This window comes from Streptomyces sp. NBC_00237 (genome assembly GCF_026342435.1).
GTDB lineage: Bacteria > Actinomycetota > Actinomycetes > Streptomycetales > Streptomycetaceae > Streptomyces.
This window is the reverse complement of the sequence record NZ_JAPEMT010000006.1, coordinates 18,140-37,699: the sequence shown is the minus strand read 5'-3', so window position 1 is coordinate 37,699 and position 19,560 is coordinate 18,140. Positions and strand designations below refer to the sequence as shown.

The window sequence follows — 19,560 nt, the reverse complement described above, 5'->3', positions numbered from 1 at the left end:
AGCCCCAGCGGAGCCGGGAGCGCCCCGCGCGGCGGAGCCGCACAGAGAGCACAGCCCCGCGCCCCCAACGGGGCACGTCCACGCGAGCCCCAGCGAGCACGGAGCCCACCTCCCCGCCCGCCACGGTTCACCCCCCGTTCACTCTCCCCCGCAGCCCGCTTCACCTGATCTGCCTAATTTCGTACATGCAAGGCACCGGCCACCCGGCCGAAAAGCCCCGCATCAGCGTCACCCACCCCGTTTCCCACAGAACGCACGCCGTCCGCCCCAGGGCCCGGCGGCCCCCGGAAGGAACCCAGAGAGTGATGAAGCTCCCGCGCAAGAACCGGCTCCGCGCCTCCGCATTCGGCGCCCTCGCCGTCTCCGGCGCCCTGCTCCTCACGGCGTGCGGCTCGGACAACAACACCGGCACGACCGGCGGCACCGGTGGCAACACCGCCGCCAAGAACGTCAAGTGCGACGGCGCCAAGGGCAAGCTCCTCGCCGCCGGCTCCTCCGCGCAGAAGAACGCCATGGACCTCTGGGTCAAGAACTACATGGCCGCCTGCGAGGGCGTGGAGATCAACTACAAGTCCTCCTCCTCCGGTGAGGGCATCACCAGCTTCACCCAGGGCGTCGTCGGCTTCGCCGGTTCCGACTCCGCGCTGAAGCCGGAAGAGGTCGCCGCCTCCAAGAAGGTCTGCGCCTCCGGCCAGGGCGTCAACCTGCCGATGGTCGGCGGCCCGATCGCCATCGGCTACAACCTCCCCGAGGTCAAGGACTTCGTCGTCGACGCGCCGACCCTCGCCAAGATCTTCGACGACAAGATCAAGAAGTGGAACGACCCGGCCCTCGTCAAGCTGAACCCGGGCGCCAAGCTGCCCGACAAGGCGATCCAGACGGTCCACCGCTCCGGTGACTCCGGCACCACCCAGAACCTCGGCAAGTACCTGGGCAAGGCCGCCGCGAGCGACTGGAAGTACGAGGCCGAGAAGGCGTGGCCCGCCAAGGGCGGCCAGGGTGCGAACGGTTCCGCCGGTGTCGCCGCCCAGGTCAAGCAGGTCGAGGGCTCCATCGGCTACTTCGAGCTGAGCTACGCCACCTCGCAGTCCATCCCGACCGCGAAGCTGAACACGGGCGCCTCCGCCCCGGTCGCCGCCAACGCCGAGAACGCCTCCAAGGCCATCGCCGCCGCCAAGATCAAGGGCACCGGCAAGGACCTGGCGCTCAGCCTCGACTACGCGACCAAGGCCGAGGGTGCCTACCCGATCGTCCTGGTCACGTACGAGATCGTCTGCGACAGCGGCAACAAGCCGGAGACCCTCGGCAACGTGAAGTCCTTCCTGGGCTACACCGCCTCCGACGAGGGCCAGAAGATCCTCTCCGAGAACGGCTACGCGCCGATCCCGGCCGAGATCAACGCCAAGGTCCGCGAGATCGTCGCCGGCCTGAAGTAGTACGACCGCGGGGGCGGCCCGCTCGACATCCGGGCCGCCCCCGACGTCCTACGTCGTACCTCGTACGGCATCCCGCTCCACCCGTTCCATCCGCTCCATCCGGTGCACCGCCGCCCGGGAGAGCCCCCGGGCCCTCCCTCCCAGACCGGAAAGAACCGTCATGACCACCACCGTCGTGCCCCCAGACTCCCCACCCTCGCCCCCGCCGCCGCCCGCCACCGAGGCGAAGAGCGCGACGCGTCCGGGCGACAAGATCTTCCGCGGACTCTCCCGCGGCTCCGGCATCCTGCTGCTGGTCGTCATGGCGTCCATCGCCGCCTTCCTGACCTTCCGCGCAGTGATCGCCATCTCCGGCAACGAGGGCAACTTCCTCACCACCTTCGAGTGGAACCCCGCCGGGAACCCGCCGGTCTTCGGCATCGCCGTACTCCTCTACGGCACCGTGATCAGCTCGATCATCGCCATGGTGATCGCGGTCCCGATCGCCGTCGGCATCGCGCTGTTCATCTCGCACTACGCGCCGCGCAAGCTGGCCTCGCCCCTCGCCTACGTGGTCGACCTGCTGGCCGCCGTGCCGTCGATCATCTACGGCATCTGGGGCGCCCTCTTCCTCGTCCCGTACCTCGACGGACTGAACTCCTGGCTGGACACCTACTTCGGCTGGACGGTCATCTTCGCGAAGACCGAGATCGGCGCCGCCCGGAACCTCTTCACCGTCGGCATCCTGCTCGCGATCATGATCCTGCCGATCATCACCAGCGTCAGCCGCGAGGTCTTCCTCCAGGTCCCGAAGATGAACGAGGAGGCCGCCCTCGCACTGGGCGCCACCCGCTGGGAAGTCATCCGGATGTCGGTGCTCCCCTTCGGCCGCTCCGGCGTGATCAGCGCCTCGATGCTGGGCCTGGGCCGCGCGCTCGGCGAGACGATGGCCGTCGCCACCGTCCTGTCCCCCAGCTTCCTGCTCTCCGGCCACCTGCTGGACGCGGGCGGCGGCACCTTCGCGCAGAACATCGCCGCGAAGTTCGACGAGGCCAACGAGTACGGGCGCGACGCGCTCATCGCCTCCGGTCTCGTCCTCTTCATCCTCACCCTGCTCGTCAACGGCGCGGCGCGCCTGATCATCGCCCGCCGCAAGGAGTACTCGGGGGCCAACGCATGAGCCAGGCAACGATGACCCAGGACACCGTCCCCGCCCCCGCTCCCCGTACGAGCACCCTGGCGGGCAAGAGCCTGCCGCGCTGGTCCCCGATCGGCTTCGCCGCCGCCTCGATCGCCCTGGCCGTCGGCCTCGGCACGGTCGCCGGATGGCAGAGCAAGATGCAGTGGGGCCTGCTGGCCGCCCTCTTCTTCGTGGTGCTGACCTACACGGCCTCCACCGCCGTGGAGGGCAAGCGCCAGGCCAAGGACCGCGTCGCCACCAGCGTCATGTGGGTCTGCTTCATCCTGGCGGTCGTCCCGCTGGCCTCCCTGCTGGGGACGACGGTCGGCCGGGGCGTCAAGGCCCTCGACGGCTACTTCCTCACCCACTCGATGGCGGGCGTGCCCGGCTTCGAAGCGGGCGGCGGCGTCTACCACGCACTGATCGGCACCATCGAGCAGGTCGGCCTGGCCACCGTGTTCGCCGCCCCGGTCGGCCTGCTGACGGCCGTCTACCTGGTCGAGTACGGCCGGGGCGCGCTCGCCAAGGCCGTGACCTTCTTCGTCGACGTGATGACCGGCATCCCCTCGATCGTGGCGGGCCTCTTCCTGCTCTCGATCATGCTGATGTTCAAGCTCCAGCCCTCCGGCTTCATGGGTGCCCTGGCGCTCGCGATCCTGATGGTCCCGGTGGTCGTCCGCTCCACCGAGGAAATGCTGAAGCTGGTGCCGAACGAGTTGCGCGAGGCATCCCTCGCCCTCGGCGTACCGAAGTGGCGCACGATCCTGAAGGTGGTCCTGCCGACCGCCATCGGCGGCATCACCACCGGCGTCATGCTGGCCATCGCCCGCATCGCCGGTGAGACCGCCCCGATCATGCTGCTGGTCTTCGGCACCCAGCTCATCAACTCCAACCCCTTCGACGGCGCCCAGTCCTCGCTCCCCTTCTACATCTGGGAGCAGTACCGGGTGGGCAGCGACGCGTCGTACGACCGCGCCTGGGCGGCGGCGCTCGTCCTCATCGCCTTCGTCATGATCCTCAACCTGGTGGCCCGCGGCATCGCCCGCTGGAAGGCCCCCAAGACCGGTCGCTGACGCGACACCCTGAAAGCGAAGTGACCACATCATGGCCAAGCGCATCGACGTCTCCGGACTCTCCGCCTTCTACGGCACCCACAAGGCAATCGACGACATCTCGATGACCGTCGAGCCCCGCTCGGTGACGGCCTTCATCGGCCCCTCCGGCTGCGGCAAGTCGACTTTCCTCCGTACGCTCAACCGCATGCACGAGGTCACCCCCGGTGGCCGCGTCGAGGGCAAGGTCCTCCTCGACGACGAGAACCTGTACGCCTCCAACGTCGACCCGGTCTCCGTGCGCCGCACGGTCGGCATGGTCTTCCAGCGCCCGAACCCCTTCCCCACCATGTCGATCTTCGACAACGTGGCGGCGGGCCTGCGCCTGAACGGCTCGTACAAGAAGGCCGAACTGGCCGACGTCGTCGAGAAGTCCCTGAAGGGCGCGAACCTCTGGAACGAGGTCAAGGACCGCCTGAACAAGCCGGGCTCCGGCCTCTCCGGCGGCCAGCAGCAGCGCCTGTGCATCGCCCGCGCCATCGCGGTCGAGCCCCAGGTCCTCCTGATGGACGAGCCGTGCTCCGCGCTCGACCCGATCTCGACCCTCGCCATCGAGGACCTGATCGGGGAGCTGAAGGAGCGCTTCACGATCGTGATCGTGACGCACAACATGCAGCAGGCCGCCCGCGTCTCCGACCGCACCGCGTTCTTCAACCTGGCGGCGGTCGGCCAGCCCGGCAAGCTCATCGAGATCGACGAGACGGAACGCATCTTCTCCAACCCCTCCGTCCAGGCCACCGAGGACTACATCTCCGGCCGCTTCGGCTAGCCCGTCCGGGCCCCTCAGGGCCCCCTCGAACCTCGCGGTGCTGCATGGCGGTGCCACCGCGAGCCCCCTTCGCCCCGCCGGGACTCCGATCCCGGCGGGGCGAAGTACGTTCCGGAAATCAGCCCGTCCGGCGTTTGAGGACGCGCGGCGAAGCCGTGCAGGGAGCAAGGGGCGTAGCCCCAGTAGGTAACAGCAACCAGCCGCGCGGCGAGCGCTCTGGGTGAAGGGGCGGGGAGGGGCAGCCCGCCGCAGGCGCACCCGGGCGCGGCGGGACACGAAGAAGGGGCCCGCCCCCAACGCCGAAACCGACGCGGGCACGAGCCCCTCCCCCACCAAAGAAACGATCACCCGAAGGCGAGCTGAACCACCCAGAAGCTGAGCGCAGCCACCAACGCCGCCGCCGGCATCGTGATGAACCACCCCATCACGATGTTCTTCGCGACCCCCCACCGCACGGCCCTCGGCCCCTTGGTCGACCCGACACCCATGATCGCCGAAGTGATCACGTGCGTCGTCGAGATCGGCGCGTGGAACATAAACGAAGCCGTGTACATCACGGACGCCGCCGTCGTCTCCGCCGCGAACCCCTGCGGCGGATCCAGTTCGATGATCCTCCGCCCCAGCGTCCGCATGATGCGCCACCCGCCCGCGTACGTACCGAGCGACAGCGTCACCGCACACGCGATCTTGACCCAGATCGGAATGGCATCGTCCTGCCCCTCCACATCCGCGATCACGAGCGCCATGACGACGATGCCCATGGTCTTCTGCGCGTCCTGGAGACCGTGCCCGAGCGCCATACCCGCGGCCGACACGGTCTGGGCGATCCGGAATCCCCGCTTCGCCTTGTGCGGGTTGGCCTTCCGGAACATCCACATGATCGCGACCATCACCAGATAGCCGATGATCAGGCCGACGAAGGGCGACAGGAACATCGGGATGACGACCTTGGACAGCACACCGCCCCAGATCACCTCCGTCCCCCCGGCCAGCGCCGCACCCACCATGCCGCCGAACAACGCGTGCGAGGACGACGACGGCAGACCGAAGTACCAGGTGACGAGGTTCCAGACGATCGCACCGACGAGCGCGGCGAAGAGAATCGCCATGCCCTTCTGCCCGTGCGGAGTCGCGATGAGCCCCTCGCTCACCGTCTTCGCGACGCCCTGCCCCAGAAAGGCACCGGCGAGGTTCATGACGGCGGCCATGGCGAGCGCCGCCCTCGGCGTCAGCGCCCGCGTCGAAACCGACGTCGCGATCGCATTGGCCGAGTCGTGGAAACCGTTCGTATACGTGAAACCGAGCGCGACTCCGATGGTCACGATCAGCGCAAAGGTGTCCACGAAGCTCAGGACTCCTTGACGGCGATGGTCTCCACCGTGTTCGCCACGTGCTCGAAGGCGTCAGCAGCCTCTTCCAGCACATCCACGATCTGCTTCAGCTTCAGCACCTCCATGGCGTCGTACTTGCCGTTGAAGAGGTGGGCGAGCAGCTTCCGGTGGATCTGGTCCGCCTGGTTCTCCAGCCGGTTGACCTCGATCCAGTACTCCGTCAGATTGCTCATCGTGCGGAGACCGGGCATCGCCTCGGCGGTCAGCTCGGCCGCGCGCGCCAGCACCTCGATCTGCTGCTCGACGCCCTTGGGGAGCTCTTCCACCTGGTAGAGGACGACCAGGTCGACGGCCTCCTCCATGTAATCCATGATGTCGTCGAGCGACGACGCCAGGTTGTAGATGTCCTCGCGGTCGAAGGGCGTGATGAAGGAGGAGTTCAGCTGGTGGAAGATCGCGTGAGTGGCGTCGTCACCCGCGTGCTCCGCTGCCCGCATGCGCTCCGCGATCTCGGCTCGGGCGGAGGAGTCCGCTCCGAGCAGTTCCATGAGGAGCTTGGAGCCCGTGACGATGTTGTCCGCGGATGCGGAGAACATGTCGTAGAAGCTCGTCTCCCGGGGGGTCAGACGAAAGCGCACGTGGGGTCCTCGGGGTGCATTGGATTCGGTCAGGCTGATGCTAGGCGCATCATCCGGCCACGGCTAACCGGCATTCCTCAGTGTCGCCCATCGGGCAGAGTGGCGGGCAGCGGCCCCCGAGCAGCACGGCCGAGGCCCCACAGGGCCGGTGCGCTGTCCCATCAGCACCCTTGCCAAATCCCGTAGAATATACCCACGAGGGGTATGCCAACCCTGCCACCCCTCCCCCCTTCTCCCAGGAGGACGCGATGACGACCACCGAAGAGGCGGCCGGCGTGACCACGACGGACGCGCCCTCCCAGGCCCCTGACGCCGCACACCCCACCACGCACGGCTACCACAAGCAGAAGGACGAGCACCTCAAGCGCCTGCGCCGAATCGAGGGCCAGATCCGCGGCCTCCAGCGGCTCGTCGACGAGGACGTCTACTGCATCGACATACTCACCCAGGTCTCGGCCTCCACGAAGGCGCTCCAGTCCTTCGCGCTCCAGCTCCTGGAGGAGCACCTGCGGCACTGCGTCGCGGACGCGGCCGTCAAAGGCGGGGCGGAGATCGACGAGAAGGTCGAGGAAGCGACGAAGGCGATCGCCCGCATGCTGCGGACCTGACTGCTCCGCGCGCACCACAGGCTCCCCCGTACGCACGCGAGAGTCTTCGTACGCAGCGAGAGGGGGAGGCGGCACCGGCCGCCTCCCCCTCTCGCGCACCCGGAGCCCTGGTGGCTCTCGCAGCTCTCGCCCTACTCGAACTCCTTCGCCGCGTGCATCAGCACCTCGTCGATACGGTCCGGGCTGAGCCGGTCGCCGTCCACGGACGACGCCGCGATCATCAACTCGCCGCACAGTTCGATCTCGGCGAGGGCAACACGGTCCTGCACGGCCGCACCACGCATCGAACCCACTTGCATCACCTCTTCCCGACCTCGTTTCCGCCGCGGGCCGACTTCCTAGCGTAGGGAGGACGGCACTCACCGCGCATGGCACGGACGGACCATTTCGTCCCCACCCGCCCTCGCCATGCGCCGGGGCACGCCCGGACCACGAAACCGGGCGGACGTCCGCCCCCGCCTGCTGCCGCCTGCACCTGCCTGCTACTGCCGCCGGATCTTCCCGGTGTAGATGTCCTTCGCAGGCGGCGTGACGATCCGCACCGGCCCCCCGAACGCGTCGAACGTCACGGTGGAAGCCACCCCCACCGCCTTCCCCGCATTCACGAAACTGAACTGGTGGCGCACTTTGCGCACCCGCCCCACCGCATCCAGGTACACGTCGAACGGCACCCCTTTCCTGGAGAACCCTTTCGCCGCCGCCCCCAGCGCCCCTCTGACCTGCGGAGAAGCGGCCCGCGACGCGACGTCGAGATCGGCGGTACCCCGGTAGTGCCGCACCCCGCCCGCCTCCTCCCCGACGTACGCGACGTCCCGCGCCCCTCGCAGCAGTTCGACGGCGGCCAGCGGATCGGTCGCCCCGCCCGTCACCAGGTTGCCGTCCCCCAGCCCCGCCACATCGACCCGCACCCACTTCTCGGCGGGCACGCCGGCCCCCCGGTTCTTCATGAACAACGCCCCCGGAACGAACACCTCCACGATCGGCCGGTGTTCCTGCGTACCGGCCGGACCGGTCGGCAGCATCACCTTCAACTGCCCCCGGCTCCCCCGGAAGTCGTAGACGCCCTCGCCTCGGATGGTCACCCGCGTCCCACCGGCAGCCATCTCCATGCCGGTCCGCACGTCTCCGGCGCTCCCCGCCCGGAGCACCACGTCCGCGGCTCCCCGCACGACCGTCGCGGCGTCGGCGCCCTTGCGGTCCTCGGCGGCGGCCCCCCTCCCGCCGCACCCCGTGGTGGTCCCCACCAGCCCCACCACGACGGCCAGCGCAACCGCGCCACCGCTCACCCTGTCCATCCGTCTGCCTCCGGAGTACGAGCCCCCTGCTCGTCCCGCCTAACGAGTGCCGGGGCAACTTCGTCACGCCGTACCGTGGACCCGTGCCCGAGAACGAGTCCCCCAGGCCGACCCCCACCACCCCGCACTCCCCCACCGTCACGGAACACGGCTCCTTCACCCACGCCCACTGCCCGTGCGGTTGGCGCGCCCCTGCCCGCCGCAGCCGCGACAAGGCCCGCACGGACGCGGCGTCCCACGCGGAACGCCCCTAGCCCCCAGGGCCGGTCGGGCGGTACGGGCGTTTAGCACCGTCCCGCAACGGGCAAAACGCCCGGCGCGCGGCAACGCCCACCCGCACCCCCATCCCGGGCCGCCGCCCCACCCGCCCCGGGAGGCACCCATGCCCCAGCCCCGCCGCCGCACCCTGCTCCTCGCCACCACCGCCGCCACCGCCGCCCTCGCCACGACCGCCTGCGACGGCGAGGGCAGGGGCGCGGACGCCACGACGTCCCCCGCGCAGGAAAACCCCACCCCCAAGCCCCCCACCAAGAAGCCCGCAGCCCCCGACTGGCCCGCCCTCGCCCGCACGCTCCAGGGCCCCCTCGTCCGCCCCCAGGACGCCGACTACGCCACCGCGCGCCAGCTCTACAACCCCCGGTTCGACGGCCAGCGCCCCGCCGCCGTCGCCTACGTCGCGCACGAGGCCGACGTCCGCGAGACCCTCGCCTTCGCCCGTACGACCGGTACTCCCGTCTCGATCCGCAACGGCGGCCACGCGTACACGGGTTGGTCCAGCGGCACGAACCACCTCGTCATCGACGTCTCGAAACTCACCGCCATCTCCACCCCCACCTCCACCACCGCCACCATCGGCGCGGGCGCCAAGCTCGCCCACGTCTACCGCACCCTCATCACCACCGCCCGCCGCACCCTCCCCGGCGGTTCCTGCCCCACCGTCGGCATCTCGGGCCTGACCCTCGGCGGCGGGCACGGCGTCGTCTCGCGTGCGTACGGCCTGACCTGCGACAGCCTCGCCGCCGCGACCCTGGTCACGGCGGACGGCAAGACGCTGCGCACCTCCGACACCACCCACCCCGACCTCTTCTGGGCCCTGCGCGGCGCGGGCAACGGCCAGTTCGGCGTGGTCACCCGGCTCGAATTCCGTACGCACCCCGCGCCCGACGGCATCACCGGCTACCTCACCTGGCCGTGGTCGAAGGCCGCCGCCGTGCTCACCGCCTGGCAGGAGTGGGGCCCCTCACAGCCCGACGAGATCTGGTCCTCCGCCCACTTCGCGGCGGGCGCGGGCAGCACCAACCCCACCGTGAACATCGCCCTGTTCTCCCTGGGCACCCGCTCCGACCTGGCGAACGCCGTCGACCGCCTCACCGCGAAAGCCGGAAGCCCCCGCTCCACCAGCCTCCGCGGTCGCAGCCACCTCGCCGCGATGCTCCAGTACGCGGGCTGCTCCGACCTCTCCGAGGCGCAGTGCCACCTGCCGGGCAAGACTCCGGGCCGCGACCCCGCCGGGGTCCTCAACCGGGAGAACTACGGCTCCCGTTCGGACTTCTTCGCCCGTTCCCTCGACCCGGCGGGCGTACGGACCCTCCTCGCGGGCGTCGAACGCTTCACCCGCATCACGGCCGCCCAGGGCGGCGGTGGCGGCACGGTCACGCTCACCGCGCTCGGCGGCGCGGTGAACCGGGTCGCACCCCAGGCCACCGCCTTCGTCCACCGGAACATGCGCATGCTCGCCCAGTACACGGCGTCCTGGCGCCCCGGCACCCCGGGCACCGCCCACCAGCAGTGGCTGACAGCCACGCACGACTCGCTCCGCCGCCACGCGTCGGGCTTCGCGTACCAGAACTACCCGGACGCGACCCTGCCCGACTGGCGGCGCGCGTACTACGGCAGCGCCACCGACCGCCTGACGAAGCTCAAGTCCCGCTACGACCCGAACCGTCTCTTCGACTTCCCACAGGCCCTCTGACTCCCTTACGCGGCAAGCCCGTTGAACCCGCCGCCCTCGTCCCGCCGCCGCGCATCCGCCGCGGCCCTCGCCTGCCCGGCCAGCGCGGCGGCCCGCCGCTCGGCGTCCTCCTGCCGCGCGGCCCGGGACCGTACGAGGGAACTCGTCGCGCCCCAGCGGGAGACGATCCCGGCGACCGGCGTCAGCACCATCAGCGCGAGCGGTGCGAGCAGCAGCGCCACCGCCGTACCGAGCGCGAACCCGCCCACCACGTCGGTCGGATAGTGCACCCCCATGTACACCCGGCAGAACCCCTCCGCGAAGGCGAGCGCGATGCTCAGCAGCCCCAGCTTCCGGTTCGCCATGAAGACACCGATGGCGATCGCCATGGCCATCGTCGAGTGGTCGCTCACGAAGGAGAAGTCGGTCTTCCCGTCGACCAGGACCTCAAGTCCCTTGTGCTCCACGAACGGACGCGGACGCTCCACGAACCCCCGGATCGGGATGTTCACCAGCACGGCGATCCCCGCCGCCAACGGCGCCCACACGATCGCCGCCGCCGACGCCACCGCGTCCTCGGCCGACCCACGACTGCGCCCACGCCACCAGCACCACAGGGCCACCAGGACGAGACCGAGCATGATCCCGTACTCGCCGACGTACTCCATGATCCTGTCGGCCCAGCCCGGGGCGTCGACGGCGATGCCGTTGATGTCGTAGAGCAGGCTGACATCGAGGTTCGACCCGTCCATCGAGAGTCCAGCCATCTGCACGGCCCCTTGCCCTTGCTGTGTCGCAGTCGCACGTCTCCCGCCGCGCGCACTCCGTTGTGCGTGGGCGGGCCCATCACCCCCGTGACAGTTCTCCGCTGCTTGCTTCTTGCCTCTTGCTTACGTGTTGCCACTCTGCGTACGGCCAGTGCGTGGTCAGTGCCGCTGTCCCCGACCAGGGAACGCCCGGCGCCCCGCCTGGGTTCCACTCTCCACCGAACGATCACCATGACGTTATCGAAGAGAGACTCATCGTCCCAGCTCAGGACCGAGTCGTCACAGAGAGTTCCGGCCAGATCTGTCGACCCGTCATGCTTCCGGACGCGCGGTCGGAAGCGCCTTCGCCCCGTCCGCGGTCACCCGTGTCGCGCCGAAGTAGTCGTCGGTGTCGATCTTGTCGAAGCGGATGACGGCACCGGTGAAGGGCGCGTTGATCATGTACCCGCCGCCCACGTAGATCCCCACGTGCCGGATCTTCCTCGAATTGGTCAGGTCGTCGGAGAAGAAGACCAGGTCACCGGGGAGCAGCTCGTCCCGGGAGGGGTGCGGCCCCGCGTTGTACTGGTCGTTGGCGACACGCGGCAGCTCGATGTCGACCGTGCGGTACGCGGCCTGCGTCAGCCCCGAACAGTCGAACCGGCCCTGCTGGTCGGGCGTCCCGTTCCCACCCCACAGGTACGGCGTACCGAGCTTCTGCTGCGCGTAGTTGATGGCCGTCGCCGCCTGCCGCGAGGGTGCGACGCGCCCCACCGGCCGCGCGAAGCTCTGCTCGAGCGAACGGATGATCTTGACGTAGTTCTTGGTCTCCTTGTACGGCGGAACCCCGCCGTACTTGATGACCGCGTACGCGCCCGCGTTGTAGGCGGCCAGCATGTTGTCGGTCGGATCGCCCGGAGCCTTCTTCACATATCCAGCCAACTCACAGTCGTACGAGGCCGCCGACGGAATCGCGTCCTTCGGGTCCCACACGTCCCGGTCCCCGTCCCCGTCCCCGTCGATCCCGTGCGTGGCCCACGTCCCCGGGATGAACTGCGCGATCCCCTGCGCCTTCGCCGGACTGACGACCTTCGGGTCGAAGCCGCTCTCCTGGTAGAGCTGGGCGGCGAGCAGTGCCGGGTTGATGGCGGGACAGAGATTCCCCCACTTCTGCACGATCGGCTGGTAGAGCGCGGGCACGGCCCCCTTCGCCAGCCCGACGGCCCGCCCCCCGGCACCTCCCTGCCCGGCGATCCCGGCCGCCGCGGAGAACGTACCGACGACGAGCAACACGACGAAGGCCAGCATCACGCCGGCCCCGACCCCGCTCACCACCCAGACTTTGCGCACCCGACAACCCTCCCCCATCGGGACCCGGTTCACGACGGTTCTCCCCACACTGTCGTGTCGATACGTCGCTTCCGGCAACGGCGCACGGGGGCAGCCCGTGCTCCCCGGTCACCTGAGCCACCGTCAGGGCGGCCCCGGTCCCAGCAGTGCGACCGCCCCGTAGGCGCCCGAGGCGATCGCCGCGGACGTCACGACCGCCATCACGACCCACCGTCGCCCCACCCCCGCCAACGCCACCGCCGGTGCCAGCAGCAGCGGGAAGGCGGGCATCATCAGCCGGGGCCGCGACCCGAAGTACCCCGAGCCGACCAGCGAGATCACGACGACCGCCACGCAGTACACGGCGACCGGCAGCGGCGGCACGGGCTTCACCCGCAGCGACCGCCACACCGCCCAGAACAGCACGCCGAAGGCGGCGCAAAGCCCCACCCCCACCACGGCGTTCCGCCCGAACTGCTCCCCGACGAACCCCGCCAGCGCCACTCCGCCGTCGATCCGGTTGTCCCACCCCGCCTGCACCTCGAAGTACGCGAAGGCGTTCCCCTCCCGCACCGCCACGAAGCAGACGTACGACAGCCAGCCCAGCGGCGCCAGCAGAACCCCCGCCCACATCCGCCCGTGCCCCCGGAACACCCGCCGGGTGGTGACCGTCCGCCACACGGCCGCCATCCCGATCGCCGCCACGAGCGCGACCGCGACCGGCCGGGTCAGCCCCGCCCCCACCGACAGCAGCCCCGCCGTGATCCACCGGTCGCGCAGCACCGCGTACAGCGACCAGGCGGCGAGGGCCGTGAACAAGGTCTCCGTGTACGCCATCGACTGGACGAAGGCGGTCGGGTACGCCCCCCAGAGCACGGCGAGCAGGGTGCCCGCCCGCCGCCCGTACAGCCGCGCGCCGACGGCGAAGATCCCCCACGCGGCGGCGAGCGATGCGCCCCAGGAGACGAGGAGCCCGGCCCCCGCCACATCGACCGGCGGCAGCAGGAACGAGACCGCCCGCTCCAGCGCGGGCATCAGCGGGAAGAAGGCCAGGTCGGAATGAAGGCTGCCGTCTTCGAGCACGGCGGTGTGCCCGTACCCCTCTTCGGCGATCCGCTGGTACCAGAGCGAGTCCCAGCGCCCGTACAGCCGCCGCATGCCGTCCTCGCCCCGTACGGCGGCGAGGACCAGGAGGATCGCCATCCCGGTGAGCCGTACGGCGACGTATCCGATCAGCGCGGGAGCGGCATGGCGCAGCGGAGCCGTCCAGGGCCGGGCGCCGGGGGCCGGTTCCGGGGTGGTTGTCCTCCGTGGCCGGAGCTGCACCTGGGGCTCGAACATGCTGGCAACTATCGCGCACGATCACCCAGAAAAACGCACGACCGTTCACCTCTGCGGTCGCTCCCGCAGCGAACCAATGGGGTCGAATTTCATCCATGAACGGTGGGTCTGGTGTGTAATCGACCGTAGGCTGCGGGGTTTTGACGGGGGGCGGCGTTGGAACAGCTGGAGGCGGGCGACCCACGGCAGGTGGGCCGGTACCGGATCACCGCACGCCTGGGGGCGGGCGGGATGGGCCGGGTCTATCTGGGCCGCTCCGCGAGCGGGCGCGCGGTGGCCGTGAAGGTCGTACGGGCGGAGCTCGCCGAGGACCCGGGATTCCGGGCGAGGTTCGCCCTGGAGATCGAAGCGGCCAGCAGGGTGACCGGGTTCTTCACGGCGGCGGTGGTGGACGCCGACCCCGAAGGTTCCCCCGCCTGGCTGGCCACCGCGTACGTACCCGGAACATCCCTGGAGGACGCGGTCCGCACCCACGGCGCCCTGCCGCAGCTCTCGGTCCAGGCCCTGGGGGCGGGACTCGCCGAGGCACTGGAGGCCATCCACCGGGTCGGGCTCATCCACCGGGACCTGAAGCCCTCGAACGTACTGCTCGCCGCTGACGGACCCCGAGTGATCGACTTCGGGATCTCGAAGGCCGTCGAGGCAAGTGGGCTGACCCGGACGGGGATGGTCATCGGGACACCGGGTTTCATGTCGCCCGAGCAGGTCACAGGAAAGCCGGTCGGCCCGGCCGGCGACGTGTTCTCGCTGGGTGCCGTACTAGCCTTCGCGGCGACCGGCACCAGCCCTTTCGGCACCGGCTCCGCGCACGCGGTGAACTTCCGTGCGGTGTACGAGGAGGCCGACCTGGGCCGTCTGCCCTCAGGCTTGGCAGCGGTCAGGCGGTGCCTGGCGAAGGATCCCGGGGAGCGGCCCGCCGTACCCGCTCTCATCATGGAATTCGCGCAGGCGCTCGGCGAGACGGACGCGCAGACCGCCATGACGCATGCCCTGGCCGCCACCGTCTGGCCGCCGGGCCCGACAACGCGGTCCCGGGAGCCCCGGGAGCCCCGGGAATCCCAGGAGCCCCTTGCCACGGAACCCCGTCCGCCCGAACCGAAGACCGACCCCGGTCCCGCCCCCGCCCCCGCTCCTACTGCCAGGGCCGTGAGCAGCGCTCAGCCGAAGCCCGCAGCCGCCCGCACCAACGTCCGCGCCGCCGCCCGCACTTACACCCCACCCGGCCCCGCACCTGGTCTCTCACGCCGAAAGACCCTCCTCATCGGCGGCCTTGTCCTCATCATCGCGCTGGCTCTCACCGCGTGGTGGTTCCTCGTCCGTGGAGAAGTCCGGAGCCCCAAGTGGACCTTCGCCACGGGCGGCTCGGCGTCGTCGCCGACGATCGCCGCCGGAACGGCGTACGTGAGCAGCTACAACGGCTCCCTTTACGCCGTGGACGTGGCGACGGGCAACAAACGCTGGGCCTTCAACCCTGTCGACAACGGCGGACGCCCCTCTTCGGCAGCAGTGTCCGGCAACACCGTTTACGTTGCCACCGAAGAAAAGATCTATGCAGTCGACGCACGCACAGGAAAGCAGAAATGGGAATTCGACAACGCCACCAATAGCAACGGAGGCGAAAGCCTCGTGAGGCCCACTCCTCCTGTCGTACGCGGCAGTACGGTCTACATCAATGGTGGCACCTTGCGCGGCGGCGAGCTCAACGCGCTGGACGCGGCGACCGGAAAGAAGAGATGGGCTTTCCGGACCGGCTCTCTGTCGACCCACACGCCGACGGTGTCCGGCGGGACGGTCTACGTCATCGGCCAGGACCAGGCAAGGAGCCACCTCTTCGCGATCGATGCCGAATCCGGCAGGAAGCGCTGGGAGTACACGGGCAGCGGAAGCTTCTCCCATTCTCCCGCAGTCGCCCACGGGACGGTTTATGTCCACGGTCGCGAACTCTACGCAGTGAACGCCGACAACGGAAAGCGGAAATGGTCCGTCAAGGCCGGTGAATACACCGGCTCGTCCCCCACAGCAGCCAATGGAATTGTCTACTTCGGAATGGACGACAGCCTCTGTGCGGTAGACGCCATCACAGGGGAGAAGCGCTGGTCCTTCAAGACCGACAACTCCGTCCACTCAAAACCGACTGTTGCTGACGGGCGCGTCTACTTTGGCAGCCAAGACAAGCGTGTCTATGCCCTGGACGCGGCCACCGGGGAGCGGCGCTGGACCGTCGAAGCCGACAGCTACGTGTCCTCCTCACCGGCAGTCGCCGACGGAACCCTCTACTTCGGCAGCGAGGGCCCTCCCGCCTTCCCCGCCGGCTCGACCGGCGAGGGGACTCTGTACGCGGTGGACATCCCCTGAGCCGTCCCGCCGAGGGGTGCACGACCACGCCCGGCTAGGACGCCTCCCCACACTCCGCCCAGAGCAGTTTCCCCGTCCCTCCGAAGGCTTCACCCCCGAGCCGGTACGCGCCCCAACTGTCCGCACACAGCCGCACGAGGACCAGCCCCCGCCCGCACTCGGCGGCGTCGTCGGGCACGACCGGCTCCTTCACGAAGGCGTCCGGGATCTCCGGATTGGTGTCCCAGACGGAGATCCGGACCCGCCCCGGCACTCCCGACCGCAGCCGCAGGGCGTACTCCCCGTCGGAGTGGAGGTGAGCGTTGGTGAGGAGTTCGGAGGCCAACAGCTCGGCCACGTCTCGGAGTTGCCGGAGCCCGTGCGCTTCGAGTACGGCACGGAGGGTGTACCGGGCGATGCGGGGCGACTGCACGTCGTGCGGGAGTTGGAGGGTGTAGGACCAGGGCTTGGATACCGTTGACACAGAAGTCTCCGCTCAGTGAAGGGAGTTGATGTGTACGTGCGTGCTGCCCGGTGACGATGCCGCTCCGTCGAGCGGGGTTCTTCCAGGCGGTGGACCCAGCAACGAAGTTAGCCGATCGGGATATAGCATTCACCCCAATCGGAAGCATCCATGAGTCATCCACTCGTGTGGGTGACCCGTACGCACCAAGGAGCGAGCCGTGCCCGTGCGGAGCAACCCGACATGGCGTCAACTCCGGCTCGGCAGCGAGCTGCGCAAGATGCGCGAGCGCGCGGGCCTGACCGCGACGGAGGCCGGTGGTCTGATCGGCATCAAGCAGGCCCAGGTCAGCAACATGGAGACGGGCCGACTCGGGGTGAGCGCCGAACGAGTCCGCACGCTGGCCTGTCGGTACGACTGCACGGACGATGCACTGGTAGCGGCGCTCGCGGCCATGACCGGCGACCGAAAGCGGGGCTGGTGGGAGGAGTATCGCGAGATCCTGCCCAACAGCCTGCTCGACCTGGCCGAACTTGAACACCAGTCGCACCGGCTGCGCGGGGCGATCACCGCCCACATCCCCGGCCTCCTGCAAACCGCAGACCACGCCAGGGAAATCTTCGCCCGCGACGTACCTGCCATCCCGCCCCCCGAGGTGGAACACCGCATCTCATTCCGGATCAAGCGGCAGGCCGTTCTGTACGGCGATAAGCCACGCCCGTACCACGCGTTCGTGCACGAAGCCGCCTTGCGCACTGAGGTGGGCGGCCCTGTCACCGCCAGAGCCCAGTTGAAGCACCTACTGGAAATGGGCGAGGCGGCGCACATCACCATTCAGGCGATCTCGTTCAAGGCGGGGGCCGTCCCCGGGTCCGGCCAGTCCATCTACTACGCGTACGGCTCAGTGCCCCCGCTGGACACCGTGCACCTGGACCAGTCGCACGGTCTGGTGTACCTCGACTCCGAGGCCCAACTTGTCAAGTACCGGCTCCTGTTCGACAAGATCGGGAGTGTGGCACTTTCCCCAGCGGCGAGCCGAGACCTTATCCACAACATCAGACGGGATCTGTGACATGTCGCTTGCACGCCCCTGGCAGAAGTCGTCCTACTGCGCGCAGGGCGACTCCTGCGTACACGTAGCCACAGCCAGCTCAACCGTGAAGCTCACGGAAAGCGGCGACCCCGCCGGGGTCATACTCCACGCACGCCCCGCTGCGTTCGCCGCACTCACCCGCGCACTGAAGGAACAACCATGACCGATCCCTGGCAGAGGTCGTCCTACTGCGCGCAGGGCGAGGCGTGCGTCCACGTCAGCGCAACCGACCACACTGTCCGGCTCACCGAAAGCAGCGCCCCCGACAAAGCAATACTCCGCACCCACCCGGCCGCCTTCGCCGCACTCACCCGCGCGCTGAAGCAACAGCCCTGACCGACCAACCCACCCAGCCCGTCCGGCGTTTGAGGACGCCCGGACGCAGTCCGGGCCCGGGGCGCAGCCCCCAACCCAGCCCAGGGCGCAGCCCTCGCCCACCAGCCCCGCGGCCAGCGGTTTCGGGAAGGGGCGGGGAGGGGACTGCGCCGCAGGCACCCCCCACCCGCAGAGCACCCCACAACCCGAGCCCGCGCCCGACCCCCACCCCACCCCACCCCACTCCCGAGGAGAACCCCCCATGCCCGACCCCACCCCCACCCCCAGTCTCGACTGGATCCGCGCGGCCCCCGAGGGCGAAGACGGCCCCGGCCCCTGGATCGAAATCGCCTTCGGGCCCGGCGAGGGCCCCGAGGACCCCGTCTACCTCCGCGAGACCAGCGACCCCGACACCGTCGTCACGACGAACCGCCGCAAGTGGGACGCCTTCGTACTCGGCGTCCAGGCAGGCGAGTTCGACCACTTCGTCGAAGACCTCACCTGACCCGCCCGCACTATCCACGTACGACCGACCCCGAACCCCGGCCGGGTGCAGGCAAGGACCCCCCATTCACCCGTTCGCGTGACCCCCACACGAACACCCCTGCACTCCGGCCACCCCCCACTACGTTCCGACCATGGTCAGCTCATCGCACGAAGCGATGCACCGCATCTTCGAAGCCGCCCCGGCACTGATCCCCAGCACGCTCGAACTGCTGGGCGTCCCCCTCCCCGGGCCCGTCAAGATCACCGTGCTCCCCACCGACGCCACCGAGCCCCGCCCGCTGGAACGCCGGATGGACTCGCTCCTCCGTCTCGACCCGGAGGACGAAGGCTCGCTCCTGCACATCGACACGGGCACCCCGGAATCCAGCTTCCTCCTGGTCATCGAGGCCCAGGGCAAACCGGACCACGACAAGCCCGCCGCCTGGGCCTACTACCTGGCGTACCTCTATACGAAGTACAAGATCCAGCCCATCCTCCTGGTCACCTGCCAGGACAGGACGACCGGTCGTTGGGCGGAAGAGAAATTCGACATCGGGCTGCCGCAGCGGCCGTCCCTGACCCTGCGCCCCCTGTCCCTCGGACCGCACAACGTCCCCGCCATCACCGACCCGGAAACGGCCTCCGAGGACGTCCGGCGGGCCGTACTGTCGACCATCACGCACGGCAAGGACCCGAACGTCGGTGCCATACTGAAAGCGCTGGCTACGGCCCTGAAGACCGTCGACGAAGACACCGCGAGCACCTACATCGAGTACACCGAACAGAGCCTGGGTTCCACCCCGGCAGCCCAAATCTGGAGGGACCTGATGGCCGCCGACCTCTCCTACTTCCGCTCGGAAACCGCTCAGAAGCTACGCCGGGAGGGGAAAGCCGAGGGCCTCGCCGAAGGCGAAGCCAAGGGCATCGTCAAGGGCGAAGCCAAGGGCATCGCCTTGGGCCGAGCCCAAGCCCTCATGTACCTGCTGGACGCCCGCGAGCCTGCCGTGTCCGACGAGGTCCGCGACCGCGTACTCGGCTGCACCGACGCCGATGTCCTCGGCCGCTGGATCAAACGCGCCGCCGCAGGCACCTCCACCGACGACCTCTTCGACGAAGCCTGAACCTCCGCTCCCAGGAGAACCAAGGAGAACCAC

Annotated in this window: 21 protein-coding genes; 13 read left to right on the top strand and 8 right to left on the bottom strand. The window is 69.4% G+C overall.

What is annotated here, in order from left to right:
* Nucleotides 1-305: 305 nt before the first annotated feature.
* From pstS to pstB, 4 genes are all read left to right on the top strand, one after another.
* The gene (pstS, locus tag OG897_RS38390) at nt 306-1,436 is read left to right on the top strand and encodes a phosphate ABC transporter substrate-binding protein PstS (RefSeq protein WP_266665029.1); all 1,131 of its coding nucleotides are present in this window, start codon (nt 306-308) and stop codon (nt 1,434-1,436) included.
* 160 nt (nt 1,437-1,596) lie between these two features.
* Entirely contained in the window at nt 1,597-2,595 is a 999-nt protein-coding gene (pstC, locus tag OG897_RS38385) for a phosphate ABC transporter permease subunit PstC (protein ID WP_266664699.1), read from the top strand.
* Nucleotides 2,592-3,668 carry a phosphate ABC transporter permease PstA gene (pstA, locus tag OG897_RS38380; RefSeq protein ID WP_266664697.1) on the top strand — a complete coding sequence of 359 codons (1,077 nt, stop codon included), beginning with the start codon at nt 2,592-2,594 and terminating at the stop codon, nt 3,666-3,668. The genes pstC and pstA overlap by 4 nt, the downstream gene beginning before the upstream one ends.
* Nucleotides 3,669-3,699: 31 nt before the next feature.
* Entirely contained in the window at nt 3,700-4,476 is a 777-nt protein-coding gene (gene pstB, locus OG897_RS38375) for a phosphate ABC transporter ATP-binding protein PstB (protein ID WP_266664695.1), read from the top strand.
* 344 nt (nt 4,477-4,820) lie between these two features.
* Here the strand turns inward: pstB and OG897_RS38370 are convergent, their stop codons facing one another.
* Both OG897_RS38370 and OG897_RS38365 read right to left on the bottom strand, forming a co-directional pair.
* Nucleotides 4,821-5,819 carry an inorganic phosphate transporter gene (locus OG897_RS38370; RefSeq protein ID WP_266664693.1) on the bottom strand — a complete coding sequence of 333 codons (999 nt, stop codon included), beginning with the start codon at nt 5,817-5,819 and terminating at the stop codon, nt 4,821-4,823.
* A 5-nt stretch (nt 5,820-5,824) separates the two neighbouring features.
* Nucleotides 5,825-6,445, bottom strand: a complete 621-nt coding sequence (locus tag OG897_RS38365) for a DUF47 domain-containing protein (RefSeq protein ID WP_266664691.1) — start codon at nt 6,443-6,445, stop codon at nt 5,825-5,827.
* A gap of 248 nt (nt 6,446-6,693) precedes the next feature.
* Here OG897_RS38365 and OG897_RS38360 point away from each other — a divergent pair, with 248 nt between their 5' ends.
* Nucleotides 6,694-7,053 carry a metal-sensitive transcriptional regulator gene (locus OG897_RS38360; RefSeq protein WP_266664689.1) on the top strand — a complete coding sequence of 120 codons (360 nt, stop codon included), beginning with the start codon at nt 6,694-6,696 and terminating at the stop codon, nt 7,051-7,053.
* A gap of 131 nt (nt 7,054-7,184) precedes the next feature.
* On the opposite strand, the gene OG897_RS38355 is transcribed toward OG897_RS38360, so the two are convergent.
* A complete protein-coding gene (locus tag OG897_RS38355) occupies nt 7,185-7,346 on the bottom strand; it encodes a hypothetical protein (RefSeq protein WP_266665070.1) in 162 nt (53 codons plus the stop codon).
* A gap of 189 nt (nt 7,347-7,535) precedes the next feature.
* Nucleotides 7,536-8,348: a hypothetical protein gene (locus OG897_RS38350; protein WP_266664687.1), complete on the bottom strand. Its 813-nt coding sequence runs from the start codon at nt 8,346-8,348 to the stop codon at nt 7,536-7,538.
* An 83-nt stretch (nt 8,349-8,431) separates the two neighbouring features.
* On the opposite strand from OG897_RS38350, the gene OG897_RS38345 reads away from it, so the two are divergent.
* The gene (locus OG897_RS38345) at nt 8,432-8,602 is read left to right on the top strand and encodes a hypothetical protein (RefSeq protein ID WP_266664685.1); all 171 of its coding nucleotides are present in this window, start codon (nt 8,432-8,434) and stop codon (nt 8,600-8,602) included.
* 128 nt (nt 8,603-8,730) lie between these two features.
* Nucleotides 8,731-10,320: an FAD-binding oxidoreductase gene (locus OG897_RS38340; RefSeq protein WP_266664683.1), complete on the top strand. Its 1,590-nt coding sequence runs from the start codon at nt 8,731-8,733 to the stop codon at nt 10,318-10,320.
* A gap of 5 nt (nt 10,321-10,325) precedes the next feature.
* On the opposite strand, the gene OG897_RS38335 is transcribed toward OG897_RS38340, so the two are convergent.
* The 3 genes from OG897_RS38335 to OG897_RS38325 all read right to left on the bottom strand — a co-directional run bounded on the left by OG897_RS38335 (nt 10,326) and on the right by OG897_RS38325 (nt 13,715).
* Complete coding sequence (locus OG897_RS38335) at nt 10,326-11,066, bottom strand: phosphatase PAP2 family protein (protein ID WP_266664681.1); 741 nt, start codon at nt 11,064-11,066, stop codon at nt 10,326-10,328.
* A 312-nt stretch (nt 11,067-11,378) separates the two neighbouring features.
* Nucleotides 11,379-12,395: a bifunctional lytic transglycosylase/C40 family peptidase gene (locus OG897_RS38330; protein WP_323188158.1), complete on the bottom strand. Its 1,017-nt coding sequence runs from the start codon at nt 12,393-12,395 to the stop codon at nt 11,379-11,381.
* Nucleotides 12,396-12,518: 123 nt separating this feature from the next.
* Nucleotides 12,519-13,715 (bottom strand): hypothetical protein, encoded by a 1,197-nt coding sequence (locus OG897_RS38325; protein WP_266664679.1) that lies wholly within the window; start codon nt 13,713-13,715, stop codon nt 12,519-12,521.
* 156 nt (nt 13,716-13,871) lie between these two features.
* Here OG897_RS38325 and OG897_RS38320 point away from each other — a divergent pair, with 156 nt between their 5' ends.
* Nucleotides 13,872-16,070 carry a PQQ-binding-like beta-propeller repeat protein gene (locus tag OG897_RS38320; protein ID WP_266664677.1) on the top strand — a complete coding sequence of 733 codons (2,199 nt, stop codon included), beginning with the start codon at nt 13,872-13,874 and terminating at the stop codon, nt 16,068-16,070.
* 34 nt (nt 16,071-16,104) lie between these two features.
* On the opposite strand, the gene OG897_RS38315 is transcribed toward OG897_RS38320, so the two are convergent.
* Nucleotides 16,105-16,533 (bottom strand): ATP-binding protein, encoded by a 429-nt coding sequence (locus OG897_RS38315; protein WP_266664675.1) that lies wholly within the window; start codon nt 16,531-16,533, stop codon nt 16,105-16,107.
* 199 nt (nt 16,534-16,732) lie between these two features.
* Between OG897_RS38315 and OG897_RS38310 the strand changes: the two genes are divergently transcribed.
* The 5 genes from OG897_RS38310 to OG897_RS38290 all read left to right on the top strand — a co-directional run bounded on the left by OG897_RS38310 (nt 16,733) and on the right by OG897_RS38290 (nt 19,527).
* Nucleotides 16,733-17,584 (top strand): helix-turn-helix transcriptional regulator, encoded by an 852-nt coding sequence (locus tag OG897_RS38310; RefSeq protein ID WP_266664673.1) that lies wholly within the window; start codon nt 16,733-16,735, stop codon nt 17,582-17,584.
* 1 nt (nt 17,585) lies between these two features.
* Complete coding sequence (locus OG897_RS38305; RefSeq protein ID WP_266664671.1) at nt 17,586-17,768, top strand: DUF397 domain-containing protein; 183 nt, start codon at nt 17,586-17,588, stop codon at nt 17,766-17,768.
* Complete coding sequence (locus tag OG897_RS38300; protein WP_266664669.1) at nt 17,765-17,941, top strand: DUF397 domain-containing protein; 177 nt, start codon at nt 17,765-17,767, stop codon at nt 17,939-17,941. The genes OG897_RS38305 and OG897_RS38300 overlap by 4 nt, the downstream gene beginning before the upstream one ends.
* Nucleotides 17,942-18,182: 241 nt before the next feature.
* Nucleotides 18,183-18,425, top strand: coding sequence for a DUF397 domain-containing protein (locus tag OG897_RS38295; protein ID WP_266664668.1), 243 nt, complete (start codon nt 18,183-18,185; stop codon nt 18,423-18,425).
* A 133-nt stretch (nt 18,426-18,558) separates the two neighbouring features.
* The gene (locus tag OG897_RS38290) at nt 18,559-19,527 is read left to right on the top strand and encodes a hypothetical protein (protein ID WP_266664666.1); all 969 of its coding nucleotides are present in this window, start codon (nt 18,559-18,561) and stop codon (nt 19,525-19,527) included.
* The last annotated feature ends 33 nt before the right edge of the window (nt 19,528-19,560 follow it).